Origin of the sequence: Actinomycetospora straminea, from assembly GCF_028737255.1 — a bacterium.
Classification (GTDB): Bacteria; Actinomycetota; Actinomycetes; order Mycobacteriales; family Pseudonocardiaceae; genus Actinomycetospora; species Actinomycetospora straminea.
In genome coordinates this window covers 1-17,817 of the sequence record NZ_JAQZAN010000040.1, presented here as the reverse complement: position 1 = coordinate 17,817, position 17,817 = coordinate 1, and the positions used below count along the sequence as shown (strand labels likewise).

Genomic DNA, 17,817 nt, shown 5'->3' with positions numbered 1-17,817 from the left:
GGGATGCGCACCGCACCCGAGCGGGTCCGGCTGATCAAGGGTCTATCAGTGACCGTGAGCCTCGACGGCCCGCTCGGCGCCCTTCGGGCGGTGGAGGCGCACGCGCCTCGCACCCACCGCCCCGGGGCCCACCAGCCCCGACCCCTCTTCTCGGTCGGAGCCCACCATGAGCAGCGCTCCCACCCACCGCAGCAGTGCTGACCCGCGGACCGACGCCTGTGACGACGCGGAGCTGCTCGCCGTCTATCTGGACGGGGACACCGACGCGTTCACGGTGCTGGTGTACCGCTACCACCGGGTGCTGCTTGCGGTGGTGCGGAACCTGACGTGGTTCGAGCCGGACCCCGAGGCCGTGGTGCAGGAGGTGTGGCTGCGCGTGCTGCAGTCCGCGCACACATTCTCAGGGCGGGCGACGGTGTCGACCTGGCTGCACCGCATCACCGTCAACGAGGCCATCACCGCCGCGCGGCGCCGCCGGGCCAACCACTCCACACCGGTCGGGGAGCTGTACCGGGTCTCCGATATCCCCGAGCGCACCGAGCCGGGTGACCCGTCGGTGGCCGTGATCGATCGGGAGCACGCGGCGGCGGTCCTGCCCGAACTGCTGGCCCTGCTGCCCCGCGATCAGCGGCTGGTGCTCGAGGTGCTGCACCTCGACGGGCTCACGATCGAGGAGGCCGCCGCCCTGTTCGGCGTTGCCGTGGGCACGATCAAGTCCCGCGCCTCGCGCGCCCAGGCCACTGTCCGCGCCCACGTGGCCGCCCGGGCGACCCGTGGCGAGTTCCTCGCCATCTGGCTGACGGACGACTCTCCGCGCCGGAGACGGCCCGTGGGTGGTCGGTAACGGCCCGCTCGATGGCGCCCGGAGGGCGCAACAGTGAACGGCTGTCGTGGCGGTCGCGGCGGGACCGAGCTGACTGTGTAGGGGACCGCGGAGGTACCGGCGGACGTGCCTGCAGCCGTAGGGAAGGCCGCGCGGAGCCGGAACCGAGACGCGGACGGCTGCGTCGAACCAGACATGACATCGACCGACGACTCCAGCAGCGACCCCGCCGACGGCGACCCCGGCGCCGACCGCGCCGCTCCCGGCCGCGAGGGCCGCGACGCGATCGGGCAGCTGTTCGCCGCCGCCCTCGACGGCGACACCCGCGCCGCAGCCGCCCTGCACCTACTCGGCGGGCTCGACCACACCGACGACACCGCCCACCGCGCCTCCTTCGCCCTACTGGGCGCCGGCCACGACTCCGCCCGCCACGACTCCGCCCGCCACGACTCCGCCCGCGACGATTGTGCTGAGCCGATCCCGCCGGACGTGCTCGCTGGCATCGACCAGGCTCTGGCCGCCGCCCGCGACCACCACGCCCAGCGCGCCGTGGCACGGCGCCTCCACTGATCCCGACCGAATAGGCGCGGGCCGAATGTGAGCTCCTGACCGACTGATGATGGGCTCGCCATGCACTCCGGCAGGGACGACGTCGGTCGGGCCGGGCAGCGTGGCGTCATTACCGAGCAACAGCAGGTCCGCGGCGAGGGCGAGCAGGACGCCGCGATCGCGCTCGCCGAGGAGGACTACGGCAGATCGTCGGCGGCGGCATGCTCACCGTGCGCCCGGTCGAGGACTGGGTGCCCCTCGCCCACCGCCGCGCCTACCTCGACCGCGCTGCCTCCGTTCTCGGCTACCGGCCCTTGATCTCGCCGTGAGCACCAGATAGCACCGCGCGTCGGCAGCTGGTGGGCCCTTCTCGGGACTCGTGGCATGTTGCCGTCATGCCTGACGAATGCGGGACACGAACGCCCGTACGCACCATGATCTTTCGCTTCGAGAGCTCTTGCCGACGACGCGCTTCACGGGGGAGGAGCCCGACCCACTTGCCGAGGTCCAGGAGGGGGACCCTGACACAATCCATCGCGGCGAGTGGAGCTGTGGTGCGATCGGTCCCGGCGTGTGGTGGTGCAGTCGGCCGCCACGGCATCCCGGGAAGCACATCGCCGGGAACGGCGAGTATGTCCTGCGAGTCTGGGCGCGTGAGTAGAGGCAACCGCTGCACCCGAGCCCTTCCGCCCCACCAGGCGCATACCGCTGGTCTGATCTTGAGCTGCGGTTAGAGCGTACGGTGCGTCGCAGCCCGATAACCGGCTTCTACGTCACGGGATCCCTGAGGACTGGTGTCGCGGTGGAACGAGCCGGTGAGCTGGACTTTCGTGAGGTCGTACGGCGGATTCGCCTGAAAGGGCTGGTCGATCTCGACGTCAAGTGAGTTAGACGCGGCCCTGATAGGCCACGTGGGACAGGCCACTGCGGTCGCCGCGCGGGTCGAGGCCAAGCTGCAGGGTGCCCGGGGTGTCGGCGAGCGGCCACACCACGCCCCACGTCACCGAGCGGCCTGACGCCACCGCCTCGTTCGGAGGGAAGCCGAGGCCTCGGGCACCCTGCTCCACGCCGATGACACCTCGTGTGATCGCGCCGTCAACGCCGAGGGTCGCCTGCCACTCGTCGTAGACGTTGACGTAGCGACCAGTGCGGTTGGTGATCGTGATGTCGACCCGCACGTAGCGCTCAGCGCCGGTCTCGGCGGTGCTGCTCGGCAGGGTGTAGGCCCGCGGAGTCGAGGTGCTCAGCTCCCACGCTCCTGAAGGCACGACGTAGGAGGCGCCGAAGTCGAGGTAACCCCCCGCGGACGTCCCGCCCGAGTTCGTTGGGGCAGCGGCCGAGACGGTCGGCGGCGTGATCGTGTAGCTCCTCGGCGCCGAGTCAGCAGCGCTCTGGCTGCCGGCGTCGGTGACGAGGAAGACGGCGAAGGCGATCGTGAAGAGCACGCCGATGACGGCGAACGTCCCTACGAGGACCCGCCAGACCCAACTCGAGGTGTTGGGCCCGGCCTCCGGCGCGCTCATGATCCCCCTGTGATCGTCCGGCGGCGCCTCGGGCGCGCCATCGCGGGATGTAGCGCGCGAGCACGCGCTGGCGTTACCAAGGGGACGCATCACCGGGAGTTGGTGTCGCCGAGGGCGATCTGGACGTCACCGCGTGCCAGCCACTTGTCGTTAGTGACCCACCGCGACTGCAGTCCAGCCCCACCCCCTCCCGCCAAGCAGTTCGATCTGAACGTCCGAGCGGCGCCGCCCGCCACGGGTGATCCCCCCCGGCACCTGGACCACGCCCGGCGGGTGCGCGCGCAGCTGCCGTTCGCGCCGCGCGAGCTCGCACTGTCCTTCGCTTCGCGCACCGCCCCGGTTTCTCGCACCGCCCAGGGCACACCATTTTACGGCTAGCTAACTGCTTCGACTGGTGTCAGGGGATATATCGAGTACGCGTTCAGTCCGGTGAAGGTGTTGATGAATCCGCTACTAGCGAAGTATCCGTCGAGACTCCAGTTTCCGTGGGCGTAGACGAGTCCATGACGGTCTGGTGAAACACCTTGTATCTCCAGCGCCTCCAGATTGCAGTCCTGCGTCGTCAGCTCACTTAGGGGTCGAACTGGACAATCCTGGGTCGGCACTAGGAGGCCAGACTCCGTCGGGGTGTCCATAGAGCTGCGAGATGTGTAGTAACTAGGATCGAGCTTGACGCGTATCCTAATCTTGCGGCCCTCGTGCTGTTGAATGAATGCGATTAAGGCCCGAGCTTGACTAGCGTCCGAGATAAGATCAGATTGCCCCGGGATAGGGAATGTGGGGATCTGAGTGGGGTCTGGCGGTACCGGTCGTTTCCACGCTTGATAACTGAGCACGCCCGCAGCTACGGCGACCGCAAGCGATAGACAAGAAACAGCCAAGGTCAGTAGTTCCAACTTCGAATGCCCCGATTGTCCGCCCATAAGACATACGTCGCGGCGGCTAGCAGAGACGTTACGATTGAGCGAAGGTCCCGGGGCTGTCGCCGTCGGTGGGCAGCGTCGCAGATGCTTCGATAAGCGTGATCGAGTCGTTCTGGTCGCGGATGCAGGTCGAGCTGCTCGGCCGGCGGCGGTGGAAGACCCGCATCGAGCGCCAACGCGATCTTCGAGTACCTCGAAGGCCCCGGACAACCGAGGCCGGCGGCACAGCGCGCTTGCTCCCGCAGGCCATCACGACGGCGTCGCTCGAACGCGCGTCTCGGGCCGTCGCCGGTGCGCTACCAGCGCGCAGGCGCCCTCGCCGCCGCCGCGGCGGACGCCTTGGCTCGCCACGCCGCGGCGTCACCGCGCCTCCCCTGGGGACGCTCGAAGCCAGTCCCGACGATCCCGCCGACAGGCCATAGCCGACGGCCGTCGGCGCGCGGCGCGGCCCGCCCTCCGGGTGGCGTTGGCGCTTCTGTGGTGGTCGCGACGGTGCCGGTGACGCTGGGCGGCGACCTCCGTTCCCGGTTCGGGCTCTCCCCGGTTGGCAACACGACGGCGGGCGGTGGCGCACGCCAGGTCCGCTCCTCGAAGCAACGTCGAGCCGCTTAGCGCGCACCAAAGAGGCGACCAGCCGCTAAGTGCCGATAACCGGCTTCTACGTCAGCTCACAGCGTAGGAAGATCGCCGTTACGCTATAGGTCATCGGGGTGCTGCGCGCCGGCACAAGCCCGCCGGGGTACGGACCGCGACAGTGGCTGGCCAACGCGCCGTCCAGCTGAGGAAGCCGTCTCCTCCTGCGAGGGTCCCGCTCGAGTGCGCGAATCGACGGATCTCGATCTTCGCGTTGGGGCACAGTGCCAGTCGTGACGCACGAGAAGGGTGGCGGGCCTGACCAATTTGACGCGCTACGGGAAGCGGTCAACGCGGCAGCGGACCCGCCCGGGCTGCTGGACTGGGACCGGGTGTTGCGAGCCGCGTGGTTTGGTGTCGACCCGGACCCCGGCGCTCCCGCACCTCGAGACGTCGTTGATCGGGCACCGCCGCGGCGCCCCGACGACCAGGACTCGGGCTAGGACCTCTGCGTCAGTGACGACGAGATCGTCGACAAGCCACCAACCACTACACCTCCCGTCCGATAACCGGCATCTGTGTCGAACGCCGAGGCTGTGCATCTCCCAGGCCTTGGGTCGACAGGGTCAGCGGCAAGGAGCGGCCCTTCGCTTGTTGAGAGTCTGAGCCCGCAGGGCGAAGGGCTTCCCCGAGCCGTAGGCGCGGGAGGGCCTACTTGTGAGCGGCGTCGTACGCTGCGAGGACGTTGTTCGGGAGACGGCCACGGTCGCTAACCGACCAGCCCTCGGTCTTCGCCCAGTCCCGGATAGCCTTCATCGCCTCCTTGCTGCGGCCGACGACACCCTGCCTCGACGAGCTGCTCGAGGGACTGCTCGAGGAGCTGGAGCGAGAGCGCCCACCGGTGGAGCGCCGGCCACCGGTGCGTCGAGCGGCGGAGATGTAGGGGGCGAAGATCTCCCGCAGCTGCTTGGCGTTCTTGTCGTTCAGGTCAATCTCGTAGGTGACGCCGTCAAGAGCATACTCAACGGTCTCATTTGCTTCGATGCCATCGAGGTCGTCAACGAGGGAAACGACCGTCCTTTGTGCCATGTCACCGGATTGTCCAGACGAAGCTCGGGATGTCAAGAAAACGCGCATAAACCGAATTGTGAGGCACTGGAAGTTGACTGAAGTCGACCATGAGTTCGAGGGCCTGGACCTGCCGACGGGCATCGGGGACCCGCAACGTACGAAGGGCGGGGTGGCTGTTTATCGAGAGCCCGCCCGACAACTGAACTGAAGCCACCGGCACGCCTTCCGGGCAGGCTGGACCGCGCCGTCCCCTAAAGCGGCCTCCGAGTAGGCCGGCGCACGCCGTTGGTCAGATCGCGCCATCGCGGCGTAGACACCGGGGTGTTCGCCGCGGGTCGGGGTGGCTCGGCGGGGATGCCAGGCGGTGGCGTTGATGTGCCGGGAGGAACAAGGTCCAGCCCGGAGAGACAGTCCTGCATCTGGCCACGGCTCCACAGCGGCGTGGACCCGACGTGCGCGGCCCACATGCTCGCGGCCGTCTCGGCGTGAGACCAGTGTCAGCTGAGGTGTGCCAGACCACGAGGTAGGACCCGGCACTGAGCCCGGCCGCACAGCCGGCAACTACTCCGCAGGGATCGTCGCGGTCCGACAGCGCGGCGACGGCTCCGCCGAGCAGGACCGTGACGGAGCGGGACAAGTCGAGGACGGCGTGGTTGTCCGGTGGTTGCAGGACTCGCGCGAGTCGGCTCAGCTCGCCTCAGGCGGCCGCCGCGCCGGGCACCGCGAAGAGGCGGGCGTGGTTCACCGCGGTGGTGGCCGGGTCGGTGTCGACGATCGCGATGCGCACGGCCGGGTCCAGCACACGGGCAACCTCATGCGCGTCGCCGTCGGCGACGAGCCCTTCGCCTGGCACCAGGGATTGGTCGATGCCGCGCTGCAGCGAAACACCACGGCTCGGCTGAGAAACGCCCGGACGGCTCGGCACACCCCGCACTGCGCCCCGACGACACCCTCTCGGTAGGCACCCGCGTTGCACCCCCAGGGGCAGGGCGACCCCCTGGCGAGCGGAGCGCTTTCGGCGTGTGTCCCGGATCGCGCCTCGCCTTGAGTCGCGCCACGTGGTGCCGATCCACGACTTCGGTGTCATCGATGGCCGGCGGGACCCCGCATAACCGATGAATGTGGGTATAGTCGACCACGCCCGCGAGCGCCCGCCAGCGGTTTCGCAGTCCGTCGCGCCCGGCCAGCACCTGAAGCGGCCGCGTGAACGTCGTGGGCAGCGACTCGACGGCGTTGGCCGTGATAGTGGCGAGCGCCATTCCTGACAAGCCGCGGGCCATTCAGGGCTGCCGGGGATCGCTCTCGGTCATCGGCTGCTTACGCATGCTGATGCCGCCGCCCGTAGGCTCACGTGTAACCCTCGCCCGGCCAGCTGCGATACGTCCTGCGGCCTCAGGTCAGTGACAACGAGTAGTAGCGGAGGATTGTGCACGCTCCAAACACGGGCCCGCCGGAAGGATCCGGTCCGCAAACCGCAAGAAGTTTCGTCGTGGGTTTTGGGTTTGTCGCGGACACGATCGCCATCGTAGGGCTATTCAGCATCTCGACGCCGATCGCAGTCATACTCCTGATAGCCACGGCCATCGGATCGACCTTGCTCATTTTCTATTATTGGGACTATCGTGACTGGCGCTTGCGGCTACCGATCATTGCCCTTGTAGTTACGGCTCTTGTTCTCGGGGGGCTTGCGGGATATGGCATTGCGGGTGTTACTCGCTCTCGCGAGCCAGTGGCTCTCCCTGGCCCGGCTACTAGTGCACCGGGCGTCTCTCCGTCGACAACACCTTCGACAGGTCCGCCTCTGGCGAACTCGACTACTGCGCCACTGCCGACCTCAACGTCATCGGGCGTTCCTACGGGTCGAAATGTTCCGGCCGCATTCACTGGTACGTGGTCGGGTATCGTAGTTCCAGTGGTCGAGGGTCGACCCAATCCTCCCACCGGAAGTAGCGCTTCACCTTACCCTCTCAACATCACGATTAGGAGCGGCTCGGCGGGCGAGAGGGTCGGAACCTTTGCGTTTCCTACCTTGTGCACCTTCACGGCCGCGTACGATATGAGATTGACTGCAAGCGACGATCGCGCCATCTATCTGGATACGGGCCAAGCTGGATGCTACGACCAGGATGCGCTAAAGCTGCGAATGCGCGATGACGGGAAGATCGACGCAACGCTTCTGTATAAGAGCTCAAGCGACCCCGTTGTGGGTCGAGCAACACTTGAGAAGCAGTGACCGCGGGCGTTCTGCGGCGCAACGGGTTGGTGGGGCACCGTTCCCCTACCCCAGCGGTGGCCGCACCCCGGCCATCAGGGTTGTCGGCGCCTGGGTCCGCAGCGCGTGGACATGTTCGTCGTTGTCTCCAGAAGCACGGCGTGTTTGCCCGTGCAGCGCCAGCAGACACTTACCTCCGGAAAACCCGTCCCGACTCCAAAGACCGGGGGCGGTAGCAGTAGGGCAGCTCAGCCGAACACGGACGCGATCAGCCGATCACGAAGCTTCCGGCGAGCTCGGCCGTGCCGCTACGGGCCGGTCAGCAGCCCGCGCCCGGCCATGTTCGCTGCCCGAGCGAGGCGCGTCCGCCCACCGACGCGTGGCTACCCGGTGACTATCTGCTGCGCTTGGACGCCCCGGGCGCCAAACAGTCGGCGCGGACCTGACGCACACGCTCTCCGGCATCGTATGGCAGCGCCAGTGCCCGCATGGCACGCGACGGCAGGCCGAGAGCGCACACAATTCAGCGGCACGTCATGTCGTTTGTGAGGCATTTGCGCCGTTAGGCTCGCTGTTCTTATTGCGAGTCCTCACTCTGTACTTGGTTCGGGGTGTTCGGGAGTCACGTGTAGGTTGCGATTCTGAGTAGCGGGAAGGGTTCGGTTGCTTAGCTGTGGTCAATAGGGCGCGAATGATCTCGTGCTTTATTTCATCTCGCTTGTTCGGTCCGACGTCAGTGACGAGCCGTTCGGCGGAAAGATAGTAGCTATTTAGTAGTGGTTGCGCATAGAATTCTTGAAGTTGGCGGAGGGAGGTTTCGTACACACGTAAATACGTCCGCCCTAAGAATGCGGCAAGACCGCCACCGACAGCGCCGAAGCCGCCGATCAACAACTTCTGGTCCGCTCCGGGGACGAGAGCGGCGCCCGCTATGCAAGCAAGGAGCCACGCGAAGCCCACCCACATGGCTCGCTGACCCGAGTTGAAGGACCTGTTCGCCTGGCCAGTCGCGATGTCCTCATACGCTTGGAGCGAAAGCCGATTAAGATTGATCAGGCTGGGCAAGGTCATCTTCTCTCGTAGCTTGTCTACGGCCTCGGCCACCTCTCTTGCCTGCTTAGACGCCTCCTCTTCGACGCGTTTAGACTCCTCACTGAGCACTTTGCTTTTGAAATACAGATAAGTAAGCCACCCGGCCAATGCGGCTGCAATAGTTATAGCGAAGGTGATCAGCGCCCAATTTGGAATATTCACGACAGTTGGAGCAGGCTGAGACGGCGATTGCTCACCTGATGAGGCCGGAGGAGGCGCCTGGCTCGCGAAACCAGATTCAAACGCCCTGGCAGTTTGGAGCAGGGCAAGGGCGCTCAAGATGCTAGCAAAAACTCCGATCGTGGATAGTATTAGCGAATAGGGAACTGCCATCCGCTGCCATGTACTTTGCGACCGACTCCTGACCGGGCTGCTGCTGTCCCCGCGAAACGGACGCAGCCCGGCTACCGACTGGACGCGGCCCGACCGCCTAACACGCTTCGGCATGCCGTCCCCCTTTACTCGCATGCAACTATATGGGCCGACGACCTGTATTGGCCCCTGCCAGCGTCGCGACCACCACTATCGGCACAACGCTCGGATAGCTCATCGGCACACTTGTGACTTTCTGTGTTCGCATGACCACAGCTTGCAACCGTGATGATTGTCGTTTGGTCGGCGTCGTTGTCTATCTACGGCTGCGGGCCTTGTGATGATCTTTACGTGGACCAGGTCGTGCAGAACAGCGGCGTCAACTGGTGTGTGCGCAGTAGGTCTTTGAGGCACGCGCCGACATCGGAGTTGCTGTAGAGGCTGTGTGAGGCGACGCACGGTCATCTTTCAATCCGTTGGTGCGGGTTCGAGCCCCACACTCAAGGAGCCGATAACCGGCTTCTATGTCACCTTGGCCCTTTCAGTCCACCCAGGGGAACGGGGTCGCGCAGCACAACCCTGTAGGGCAAGGCGCATCTCCTCTGCCGCGCCGACGCGCGCTCCGCAAGGTGGACAACACTCCTAAGAAGCCCTCTCCTTCTCCTCAGGCAAAACGCCACTCCCGGGCCCCCGCTCGCGCCCCGCCCGGTGCGGCGGGGGCTGTCTTGCGTCTCACCGCAGCTTGTCGGACTCGGTCGCATGGCTCATCCCGCACCGCAGTCATCCGCTGGGCGCTGGGCCGTGAACGACTGTTTTAAAAGGGCTCGCGCCCGTTCGCGGGGGCCGAGCTCAGCTATCCATCTATAAAAGTCTATAGCGGCGGGGGCGCCGCCGGACTCGACAGACCACTCTCCTTTTGCGTCTGCGAACAGCAGTCGAAGAGGATCATATGTAGGGACTATGCCGCCGGAGGAAGAGAATTCGACTTCAGTGCAAGGTGGAATGGTGCGCAACCCAAAGCCAGTCTGTGGGGGTGATACTGTATCCCATACTAATACCGGCCTGGAGATTGGCACAAGGGATCGATTCGTTATAACGGTTCGCCCGTTACTAGTATCTCCAGCTCCTCTGGGGCCAAGGTAGTACCAGCTGACTCGGGACGCGTACCTTGTCCTGTCGTTGTCGAGCTGGAGCGCCGTTAGGCGCTGCTGGTCGCGCAGGGCAGTGAACTGAAAGACTAGTCCGATAATCGACAAGATCAGCGCGACAATGCTGACAAGAACTGCGGCAATGGCTGCGCGACCCTGGGTTTTGGTTTCCTTGATTTGATCCTCGTTACCGCTCATCGCGCCTCCGCCCGGCTGTGTCGGGCTCGACTAGACACTCGCTCACCCGCCAACCTGGCCCAGAGAGTAGAGCAAGCTTCGCGAAGACCTCAACCAGGACTAATTGGCCCTTCTTCTACATGTTCTCGGGTCGCAGGTAAGCCGGTGACCGTCACGTCGACGCTCTACGCAGGCGCTGTCGCTTCCACTACGGGCTCGACCCTTTTAGCTCCGCAGTGATCTATACCGCGCTGCCTGGTTCAGTAACCCAGAAGGCCTAGTGCGTACCACGTAGCGTAGCATTACGCTCTTTCACGAGCGCGCGCCGACTCGGAAGTTCTGCTCAGTTGGAACAGGGGGAGGTCATGGTCGAGGCCCCGGCGTATCGTTTCAATCCAGCACCAGGCTGGCCTACCCCTCCGCCAGGTTGGCGTCCTCCTGTGGGATGGAAGCCCCATCCGAGTTGGCCAGCAGCACCGCCCGGGTGGCCATTCTGGGTAGACGTCCGAACCCCTGCACACATCCCGGCCGCAACGCCGTCGGGCCCTCCGCCCCAGAAGCGCGACCGCGAGAACCGAGTGGAGAATTTCGGGGCAATCGGCACGCTAGTCTTGATCCCGGCAATTTACCTTATACTGACTGGCCTGGGCGCTCCGGACGGTTGGGCTCAGACGGCGGGGGCTGCTGTGACGCCTGCCGTTCTTGTTGCGGCACGCTTGACGTCTAATCGCCGCCGAACTGAAACTCGTCGGCTTGTTGAGAGGGCAACAGGGGCGCCTCAAGTTAATCCTTTCCTGGCCTGCGTCATCCTTGCTGGACTGCAGACAACTGCGCTAGTTGTTACTAGCATTCTCTTGAATCTTGCAGTGGCCCTCGCCGCTGGGACTTCAATACAGCTTTCAGATGAAGCATCCACGTTTCTCGGCCTTCTGGTTTTTGGGGTCGTCTTCCTGCTCATTTGGCCGATGACTCATGTGGGTAGCCACTATCTCCCTAGAAGGCCGGCCCTGTGGGTCACGCTCAGCGTGTTCATATCTCTCGCATTTGACATGGTGTTCGGATTCCTTGGAGCAGGTCTTGCGGATGCAGGGTTTGCGCTCGTTGGCGCAGTCGCTATTGCCGTGGTGTACTTGGCGCCAGCACTTCTTGGCGTGTATACCGGGAAGCGTTCCTTCGACAAGTTCCGTCTGGTAAGAGCTTTCCGGCTCCTCGAAGCAGAGGATCGGGACTCGACGCTGACCTTCGTACTCGGTAAGCTGCAGAACGTTGCAGGAACGGCTCTGACCACACAAGGAACACTTCAAGGCCCTGCGAAGCGGCCAGCGGGCCCGCCTAATCGAGGCGCGGCCCCATGGGAATCAGGATATTGATTAGAACACGACTCTTTGTTACGACCTAACACCTGCGCCTAGTTAGTACTACGCGAAGGAGCGTTGGTGTCGTAACGAGGCTTAACAGGATCTTGAGGGGTTGGAGGCTGTCGTCCGAGGAGGTGGGCGACGGCACGGCCTGCAGAGGTGTTCGCCCGCAAGCTGTCCGAGGCGGAAGCGGAGCGCCTGCGGTGCAGTGGCGAACGCGGCCGGACGGAGTCGCGAAGCGTTGAAGGCTATCCGTGACTGGGCGGAGAGCAGCGGCTGGGCAGTCAGCGACCGCGGCCGCCTGCCCAGCGAGTCGTCGAGGCCTACGACGCTGCTCATAAGTAGGCAGCCACCCACGGGTCGGCGCACGAGCTTACGGACCACCGCGGCGCGCGACGTTGTTCCCGATCGAGTCGCGAGTCCTGGTCGGTGCGCGCGGTCCGCACGAGTATCCCCGCTCGATCCGATAACCCCCAGGGACTGTCGGGTCTGGGCGCAAGATGGACGGCAGCGAGCCATGCCGCTCGTCCATCACGGTGACAGCGCTGAGACCCTGGCGTGTCTCGGTCCGATACGGGCTCTTCCCAGTTGAGGGTGTAGCTCGAGGGTCCGGTCGTGGTTGGAGGGGTCGGCGCGTCGGTGCCTGTGCAGGGTCGAGGTCTTCCGAGGATGGGAGCTCCGACACTGCCCACCTAGCTAGGCCGGCTTGCGGACGAGGGCCTCAAGTACGCTCAAACGGCCCTCGTCCGCACTTCGGGCCGCGTTGCTCTGAAATTCCCCAATCCGCTCGCCCATGAGCGTCTGCAGCCCCAGCGGCGGCAGCCCGTGTTCCTCCAACCGCCGGCGGTTCTCCCGCAAGTCCGGCAGGACCTCCTCCGTCTTGTCCCGGAAGATCACGATCTCGAACCCCGCGATGAGAACTTGCTCCCGTGTCTCCTCGGGCGAACACAAAAAGCTCGTGCTCGGCCCTGCCGCCCAGGGCAGCGGGTAGTCGGGCTCGCCTTTCGGCCCGGCTCCATAGTGGGAGAATGCGAACACCGCGCCGGGGCGAAGCACACGAAGCGCCTCGGCATAGAAGCGCCGCTTGTCGTCGATGTTCATCGCCACGTTCTCGGAATAGGCTCGGTCGAACCCATCGTCCTCGAAGGGCAGATCGGTCGCGCTGCCCTCCACCACGCGCACGCGATCCGAGAGGCCGGTCGCGGCATTCAGCTCCTCCGCCGCGCGGCAGAACTCCGGCGTCAGGTCGAGCGAGGTCACGTGGCAACCGAAGTGCGTCGCGGTCCACCGCGCCGGTCCGCCGATCCCGCCGCCGATGTCGAGGATGCGCTCGCCAGAGAGGGGTTCGAGGAGCGCTACCATCTCCTTTGTCGCCTTCAGCCCCCGGCCGTGGAAGTGGTCGAGTGGGGCGAGCGCGTCGGGCGTAATCGGGCCCGCCTCGCTGCCTCCTGCCGCCCTAAGCGCAGCGAGGATGCGGGCTGCGATGCCCTCGCTGGCGTAGTGGTCTTGGACCTTGTTACCGGCTGCGGTCATGTTTTCGTTTTCCTCCCGAGCCGCCCGCGGTCGATGGCTTGAGGGAATTCGTATGATAAATCCCTGAGAGGCTCAAGGCTAGCTAGGAAGACCTCGACGTGCCTGACGCTACCTTCGCGACCCCTGATGTGACGACGTTCTGCCGCCTCGACGAGCTGGGTCTGGTGGTGGTCGGCCAGCACCTGCAACCGGATCGGGCGGTGCTGGCCTGCTGGGTCGCCGACGACGCGGTCGAGGAGGCGGACCGCTGGTGCCGGCGCTGCGGCTGCGAGGGCAGACCCAGCGACACCGTCACGAGGAGACTGGCGCACGAGCCGCTCGGGTGGCGGCCGACCACGCTGCTGCTCACGATCCGCCGGTACCGCTGCACCGGCTGCGGGCATGTGTGGCGGCAGGACACCAGCCGCGCCGCGGGGCCGCGGGCGAAGCTGACCCGCACCGCGCTGCGGTGGGCGCTGGTCGGGCTGGTTCGTCAGCAATCTCAGCGGCGCTCGTCTCGCCGAGGCCCTCGCGGTGTCGTGGACCACCGCCAACAGCGCTGTCCTGGCTGAGGGTCGGCGGGTGCTGCTCGACGACCCGGCCCGCTTCGACAACGTGCAGGTGATCGGCGTCGACGAGCACGTGTGGCGGCACACCCGTCGGGGACAGGTTCGTCACCGTCGTCATCGACTTGACCCCAGTCCGGGACCGGACCGGCCCGTCGCGGCTGCTGGCGATGGTCGAGGGCCGCTCCCAGCAGGCGTTCCAAGCCTGGCTCGCCGGGCGCCCCCGGGCCTGGCGGGACGGCCTGGAGGTGGTCGCGATGGACGGGTTCACCGGCTTCAAGACCGCCACCAGCCACGAGCTGCCCGAGGCGACGGCGGTGCTGGACCCCTTCCACGTCGTCCGGGTCGCCGGCGACGCTCTGGACCGCTGCCGGCGTCGGGTCCAGCAGGACCTGCACGGCCACCGCGGCCGCAGCACCGACCCGCTCTACCGCGCCCGCCGCACCCTGCACACCGGCCTGATCACCGACCGCCAACAGCAACGGCTGACCGCCCTGTTCGGCGATGAGGACCACCTTCAGGTCTAGGCGACCTGGGGCATCTACCAACGCATGATCGCCGCCTACCGCCACCCCGACCGGGCGGCCGGCCGACACGCCATGACCCGCCTGATCATCGCGCTCAGTGCCGGCGTCCCGGCCACCCTCACCGAACTCCGCACCCTCGGCCGGACCCTGAGGAGGCGAGCCACCGACATCCTGGCCTACTTCGACCGCCCCGGCACCAGCAACGGCCCAACCGAGGCCATGAACGGCCGCCTGGAACACCTCCGCGGCTCAGCCCTCGGCTTCCGCAACCTCACCCACTACATCGCCAGAAGCCTGCTCGAGGCCGGCGGCTTCCGGCCACAACTCACCCTCATTCGTGAAGAGTCCCGATACGTCAGTCACCACTCAGCGGACCACGGACGCGATGAGCCGATCACCAACCTCCCGGTGAGCTCTGCCGTCGACGATCCGGTGGACGATCACGCCATCGGCGCGGCGCAGCCAACCTCGGTACGTCCCCGTCACGCGGTCGCCGTCGCGTAGCTCGACGGTCACGCGGTCGCCGACGCTCGGCCGGTAGGCCGGCTGGTCGTTGCGCATGGTCAACAGCTTACAGAAACCGATCACCGCTGACGCGGGACCCGATCTTCGGGGCACGCTGCTCCAACCTGGCTCAGACGCGGCACCACGCACCCTCGAACCGCACCGGAAATCCCGCCTCCATCGTCGAGGCGTTCTCCGATCAGCGGGCTGCGTCGATCAGGCGCGGGCTGTTATTCGAGACCGTCGGCCTGTGGTTGGGCCATCTCCTGGCGGAGGCGGCGCTGGTGAGCCGTTACACCGCCTGGTGCTGGGTGTGGTGGCCCGCCTGGGGTGGCGCGAGCCCGACCCCGAGGCCGTGGTGCAGCAGGTGTGGCTGCGGGTGCTGGCGTCGGCGCACACGTTCTCGGGGCGGGCGGCCGTGCCGACGCGGTTGCACCGGATCTCGGTCAATGAGGCCATCTCCGCCGCCCGCCGGCGCCGGGCCACCCGCACGATCCCGACCGGGCAGATCGACGACCTCGCGGAGGTCAGGAGGCTCGCCGTCGGCTGTGGGATGGGGCGGGTAGTTGACCGTGCGTACGCCGCGGCGGTGCTGCCCGGGCTGCTGTCCGGGCTGCCGCGCGAGCAGCGCCTCGCCCTGGAGGTGGTCTACCTCGACGGCCCGACCCAGGCCGAGGCTGCGCAGCTGTTCGGCGTCGCGACGGGCACGATCAAATCCCGGCTCTCCCGCGCCCAGGCCGCTGAGCTGGCCGCGCGGCACGCCGATCCCGACCCCGCGGCGGCCTCGCCCGGGAACCGTTGAGCGCGGCCCGCGCCGGTCCACGCCGCGCTCGAGCATCGGGTCCGGCCGGGCGGCGACCCGCCGAGGGAACCGGGGAAGCGCGGGCCGCGTCGAACCAGACATGAGCACAGTTCTGATCAGGTTCGTCAGCAGCGGCCCGTGGTGCCCGTTCGACCACGTCGCCGGCGCTCGGGTTGTCGGCAGTCGTCTGGACGGTATCGGCTCGTGGTCGACCTCGCGCCGCAGCCGCTCGGTGCAGAAGCTCATCGGCTCGGCGGTGCACCGGGCGCCTTCGGGGTGAGCATTCGGCGGGCTGGGCACCTACGTATCGAGCACCGTGTGGATCGGCTGCGGTGTCGTGATCGTGTCGGCGTGGCGGTGCACCACCCGCCAGGTGCCCTCCTCGCGGCGAAAGATCATCGTGGCGCGGAGCGTCGATGGGCTGGTCTCCTCCTGATCGGGGAGCCGGACCTCGTACCGCTCGATCTGGACCACGTAGCCGAGCTCAGGGGTGGCGTAGCTCGACACTTGCTCGCACCGCACGGAGCCATCCGTGAAGTGGGAGGCCACCTCGATGATGGCTTTCTCCACCCCGGAGCGTCCAAGGCGAGGCGGCCCCAGCGGGTTCGCGAGTGTCACGTCGTCACGGAGTGAGACGAGCTCCAGGACCTGTCCTGGATCGCCCTTAACGAACGTGGCGAGAGCTCGCCGATAGGTCTCGACGGTCGCCTCGAAGTCGTCATCGGCCACGGCGATTCCCTCCTGCCACGCGCGCGACCCCGGGACGACGACCTTGCGGTCTCCGCTCGGATCGAGCGTGGCGCCGCCGGGGGTCATCGACCAGGCCGGAGAGTGTTCTCGCCAGCGTGCAGAGCCGCAAGGTCTGCCGGGTCCGGTCGATCTTGACCCGTATATTCGCAGCCGAGCATTGGTGATGTAACGGACGCCCCGGCCCTACCGGCGATCCAGGGCCACGGACTATTCCGACCGTTCAGGCCAACGTCGGTGCAGGGCACGTCAGACCGCGACGACGAGCCTCTGCGTACTTGGCTCGGCGGCTACAAACGAGTTCCTTGGCTTCGCAAATCGGCAAGATCGCGATCGCAAACCTGTCCACACGGCGGGCTGATGTGCGCCCTGGGCTGGCGGCCGCTGATAGAGTTCGAGAACCAGAACAAGATCGTCGTGGCCTGAAGCTTCAAGCCGCTCGACTCCGTGCGACCCGGGACTCCCCAGGGCCTCCACCAGACCCGGTGCGCTTCACCCACGGTCAGGGCAGACCCCAGCAGGGTCTCCTACCTGCCCGATCCGGGGGTGATCAGCTTGCGCGCGGCATCAATGATCTGGGCATAGCTCTGCCTATTCGTCGAGTAGAACTTGATGATCCTGCCACCACCTGTGGTCACCGTCAGGTAGGGGCCGCCCCTCTCTATCGAGCGTAGGTCGCTGGCCTTGACCGAGTCGACGTCGGTCGACGTCCACCTCTTCGCCACCCACAGGAGCCTTTGGTTTGTGACGACGAGGAGCGCGATCTGGCTGGCCGAGTTCAGGGAGCACTTCATGGCGGCCGCCGGCTGCTCGCCCGCCCAGAGGCGGGAGGACAACTCGTTCCAGCGCGACGGCGACGAGTCGACCGCTTGAGCGAGCTGGACCAGGCGCGCCCGAGCCGACTCCCTTGCGCGAAGATCCCGAGCCCACTGCGGAAGCCGCGACGCCGGTTCGATCACCTTTTGCTTGTTCGCCTCCTCGATGGCGGCTGTGCGCTGCTGAACCGGGGTCGCTCTCTGTTCCTTCTCCCGCTCCAGGGCGGCCTTGCCAGCCGAGGTGCGCCGTATCGGCGTCGCCCTCCCTCCGCCCTCCTGGGCCGCGGCACACTTCTCGTCCGCGGACTTCTGCGCCGCCGCGCGCTCAGCGGGCCTGCGGCTCTGTCGATCGGGCCCCTGAGCGGGTGCCTGTCTGGTCTGTCGTTCCGGTGTGGAGTCAGTTTGGGCGGCGGCCTGCAGGTCCGATGCGCGGTCAGTTCCCATCGAAGGAGCGCCGGGCGCGGATTGGTTCTGGGTAGCTTTCCTGTTGGTGCGCTGTTTGGTCGCATCGGTGGAGGCGGTCGAGGTGGAGGGCGCAGTTTGGGGGGCGGGGTTGAGTGCGGCGCCGGTGGCGACGAGGGTG

General features: G+C 66.5%; 10 protein-coding genes and 3 pseudogenes. 6 read left to right on the top strand and 7 right to left on the bottom strand.

The window, feature by feature from the left end; genetic code table 11:
* Positions 1–166: 166 nt before the first annotated feature.
* Both PH190_RS30170 and PH190_RS30165 read left to right on the top strand, forming a co-directional pair.
* Positions 167–844 carry an RNA polymerase sigma factor gene (locus tag PH190_RS30170; protein ID WP_274235242.1) on the top strand — a complete coding sequence of 226 codons (678 nt, stop codon included), beginning with the start codon at positions 167–169 and terminating at the stop codon, positions 842–844.
* Positions 845–1,018: 174 nt separating this feature from the next.
* Positions 1,019–1,393 (top strand): hypothetical protein, encoded by a 375-nt coding sequence (locus PH190_RS30165; protein ID WP_274235241.1) that lies wholly within the window; start codon positions 1,019–1,021, stop codon positions 1,391–1,393.
* Positions 1,394–2,259: 866 nt separating this feature from the next.
* Here PH190_RS30165 and PH190_RS30160 read toward each other — a convergent pair.
* Complete coding sequence (locus PH190_RS30160) at positions 2,260–2,988, bottom strand: hypothetical protein (protein ID WP_274235240.1); 729 nt, start codon at positions 2,986–2,988, stop codon at positions 2,260–2,262.
* An 883-nt stretch (positions 2,989–3,871) separates the two neighbouring features.
* On the opposite strand from PH190_RS30160, the pseudogene PH190_RS30155 reads away from it, so the two are divergent.
* Positions 3,872–4,089 (top strand): annotated as a pseudogene (locus tag PH190_RS30155) (IS3-like element ISAar24 family transposase); the annotation flags it as partial.
* Between the two features lie 1,013 nt (positions 4,090–5,102).
* Here the strand turns inward: PH190_RS30155 and PH190_RS30150 are convergent.
* The 3 genes and pseudogenes from PH190_RS30150 to PH190_RS30140 form a co-directional block, all read right to left on the bottom strand.
* A complete protein-coding gene (locus tag PH190_RS30150) occupies positions 5,103–5,480 on the bottom strand; it encodes a histone-like nucleoid-structuring protein Lsr2 (protein WP_274235239.1) in 378 nt (125 codons plus the stop codon).
* Between the two features lie 271 nt (positions 5,481–5,751).
* Positions 5,752–6,549: pseudogene (locus PH190_RS30145) on the bottom strand (SAM-dependent methyltransferase).
* 1,659 nt (positions 6,550–8,208) lie between these two features.
* Entirely contained in the window at positions 8,209–9,045 is an 837-nt protein-coding gene (locus tag PH190_RS30140; protein ID WP_274235238.1) for a hypothetical protein, read from the bottom strand.
* 2,924 nt (positions 9,046–11,969) lie between these two features.
* Between PH190_RS30140 and PH190_RS30915 the strand changes: the two genes are divergently transcribed.
* Entirely contained in the window at positions 11,970–12,353 is a 384-nt protein-coding gene (locus tag PH190_RS30915; protein WP_420791728.1) for an Lsr2 family DNA-binding protein, read from the top strand.
* Positions 12,354–12,457: 104 nt separating this feature from the next.
* Here PH190_RS30915 and PH190_RS30135 read toward each other — a convergent pair whose 3' ends face one another.
* Positions 12,458–13,294 carry a class I SAM-dependent methyltransferase gene (locus PH190_RS30135; protein WP_274235237.1) on the bottom strand — a complete coding sequence of 279 codons (837 nt, stop codon included), beginning with the start codon at positions 13,292–13,294 and terminating at the stop codon, positions 12,458–12,460.
* A 98-nt stretch (positions 13,295–13,392) separates the two neighbouring features.
* Between PH190_RS30135 and PH190_RS30130 the strand changes: the two are divergent.
* Positions 13,393–14,693 (top strand): annotated as a pseudogene (locus PH190_RS30130) (ISL3 family transposase); the annotation flags it as partial.
* A gap of 481 nt (positions 14,694–15,174) precedes the next feature.
* Positions 15,175–15,672 (top strand): RNA polymerase sigma factor, encoded by a 498-nt coding sequence (locus PH190_RS30125; protein WP_337993868.1) that lies wholly within the window; start codon positions 15,175–15,177, stop codon positions 15,670–15,672.
* Between the two features lie 300 nt (positions 15,673–15,972).
* On the opposite strand, the gene PH190_RS30120 is transcribed toward PH190_RS30125, so the two are convergent.
* Positions 15,973–16,488: a YybH family protein gene (locus PH190_RS30120; protein WP_274235235.1), complete on the bottom strand. Its 516-nt coding sequence runs from the start codon at positions 16,486–16,488 to the stop codon at positions 15,973–15,975.
* A 458-nt stretch (positions 16,489–16,946) separates the two neighbouring features.
* Positions 16,947–17,817: hypothetical protein (locus tag PH190_RS30115; RefSeq protein WP_274235234.1), on the bottom strand; the 871-nt coding region annotated here is incomplete at its 5' end.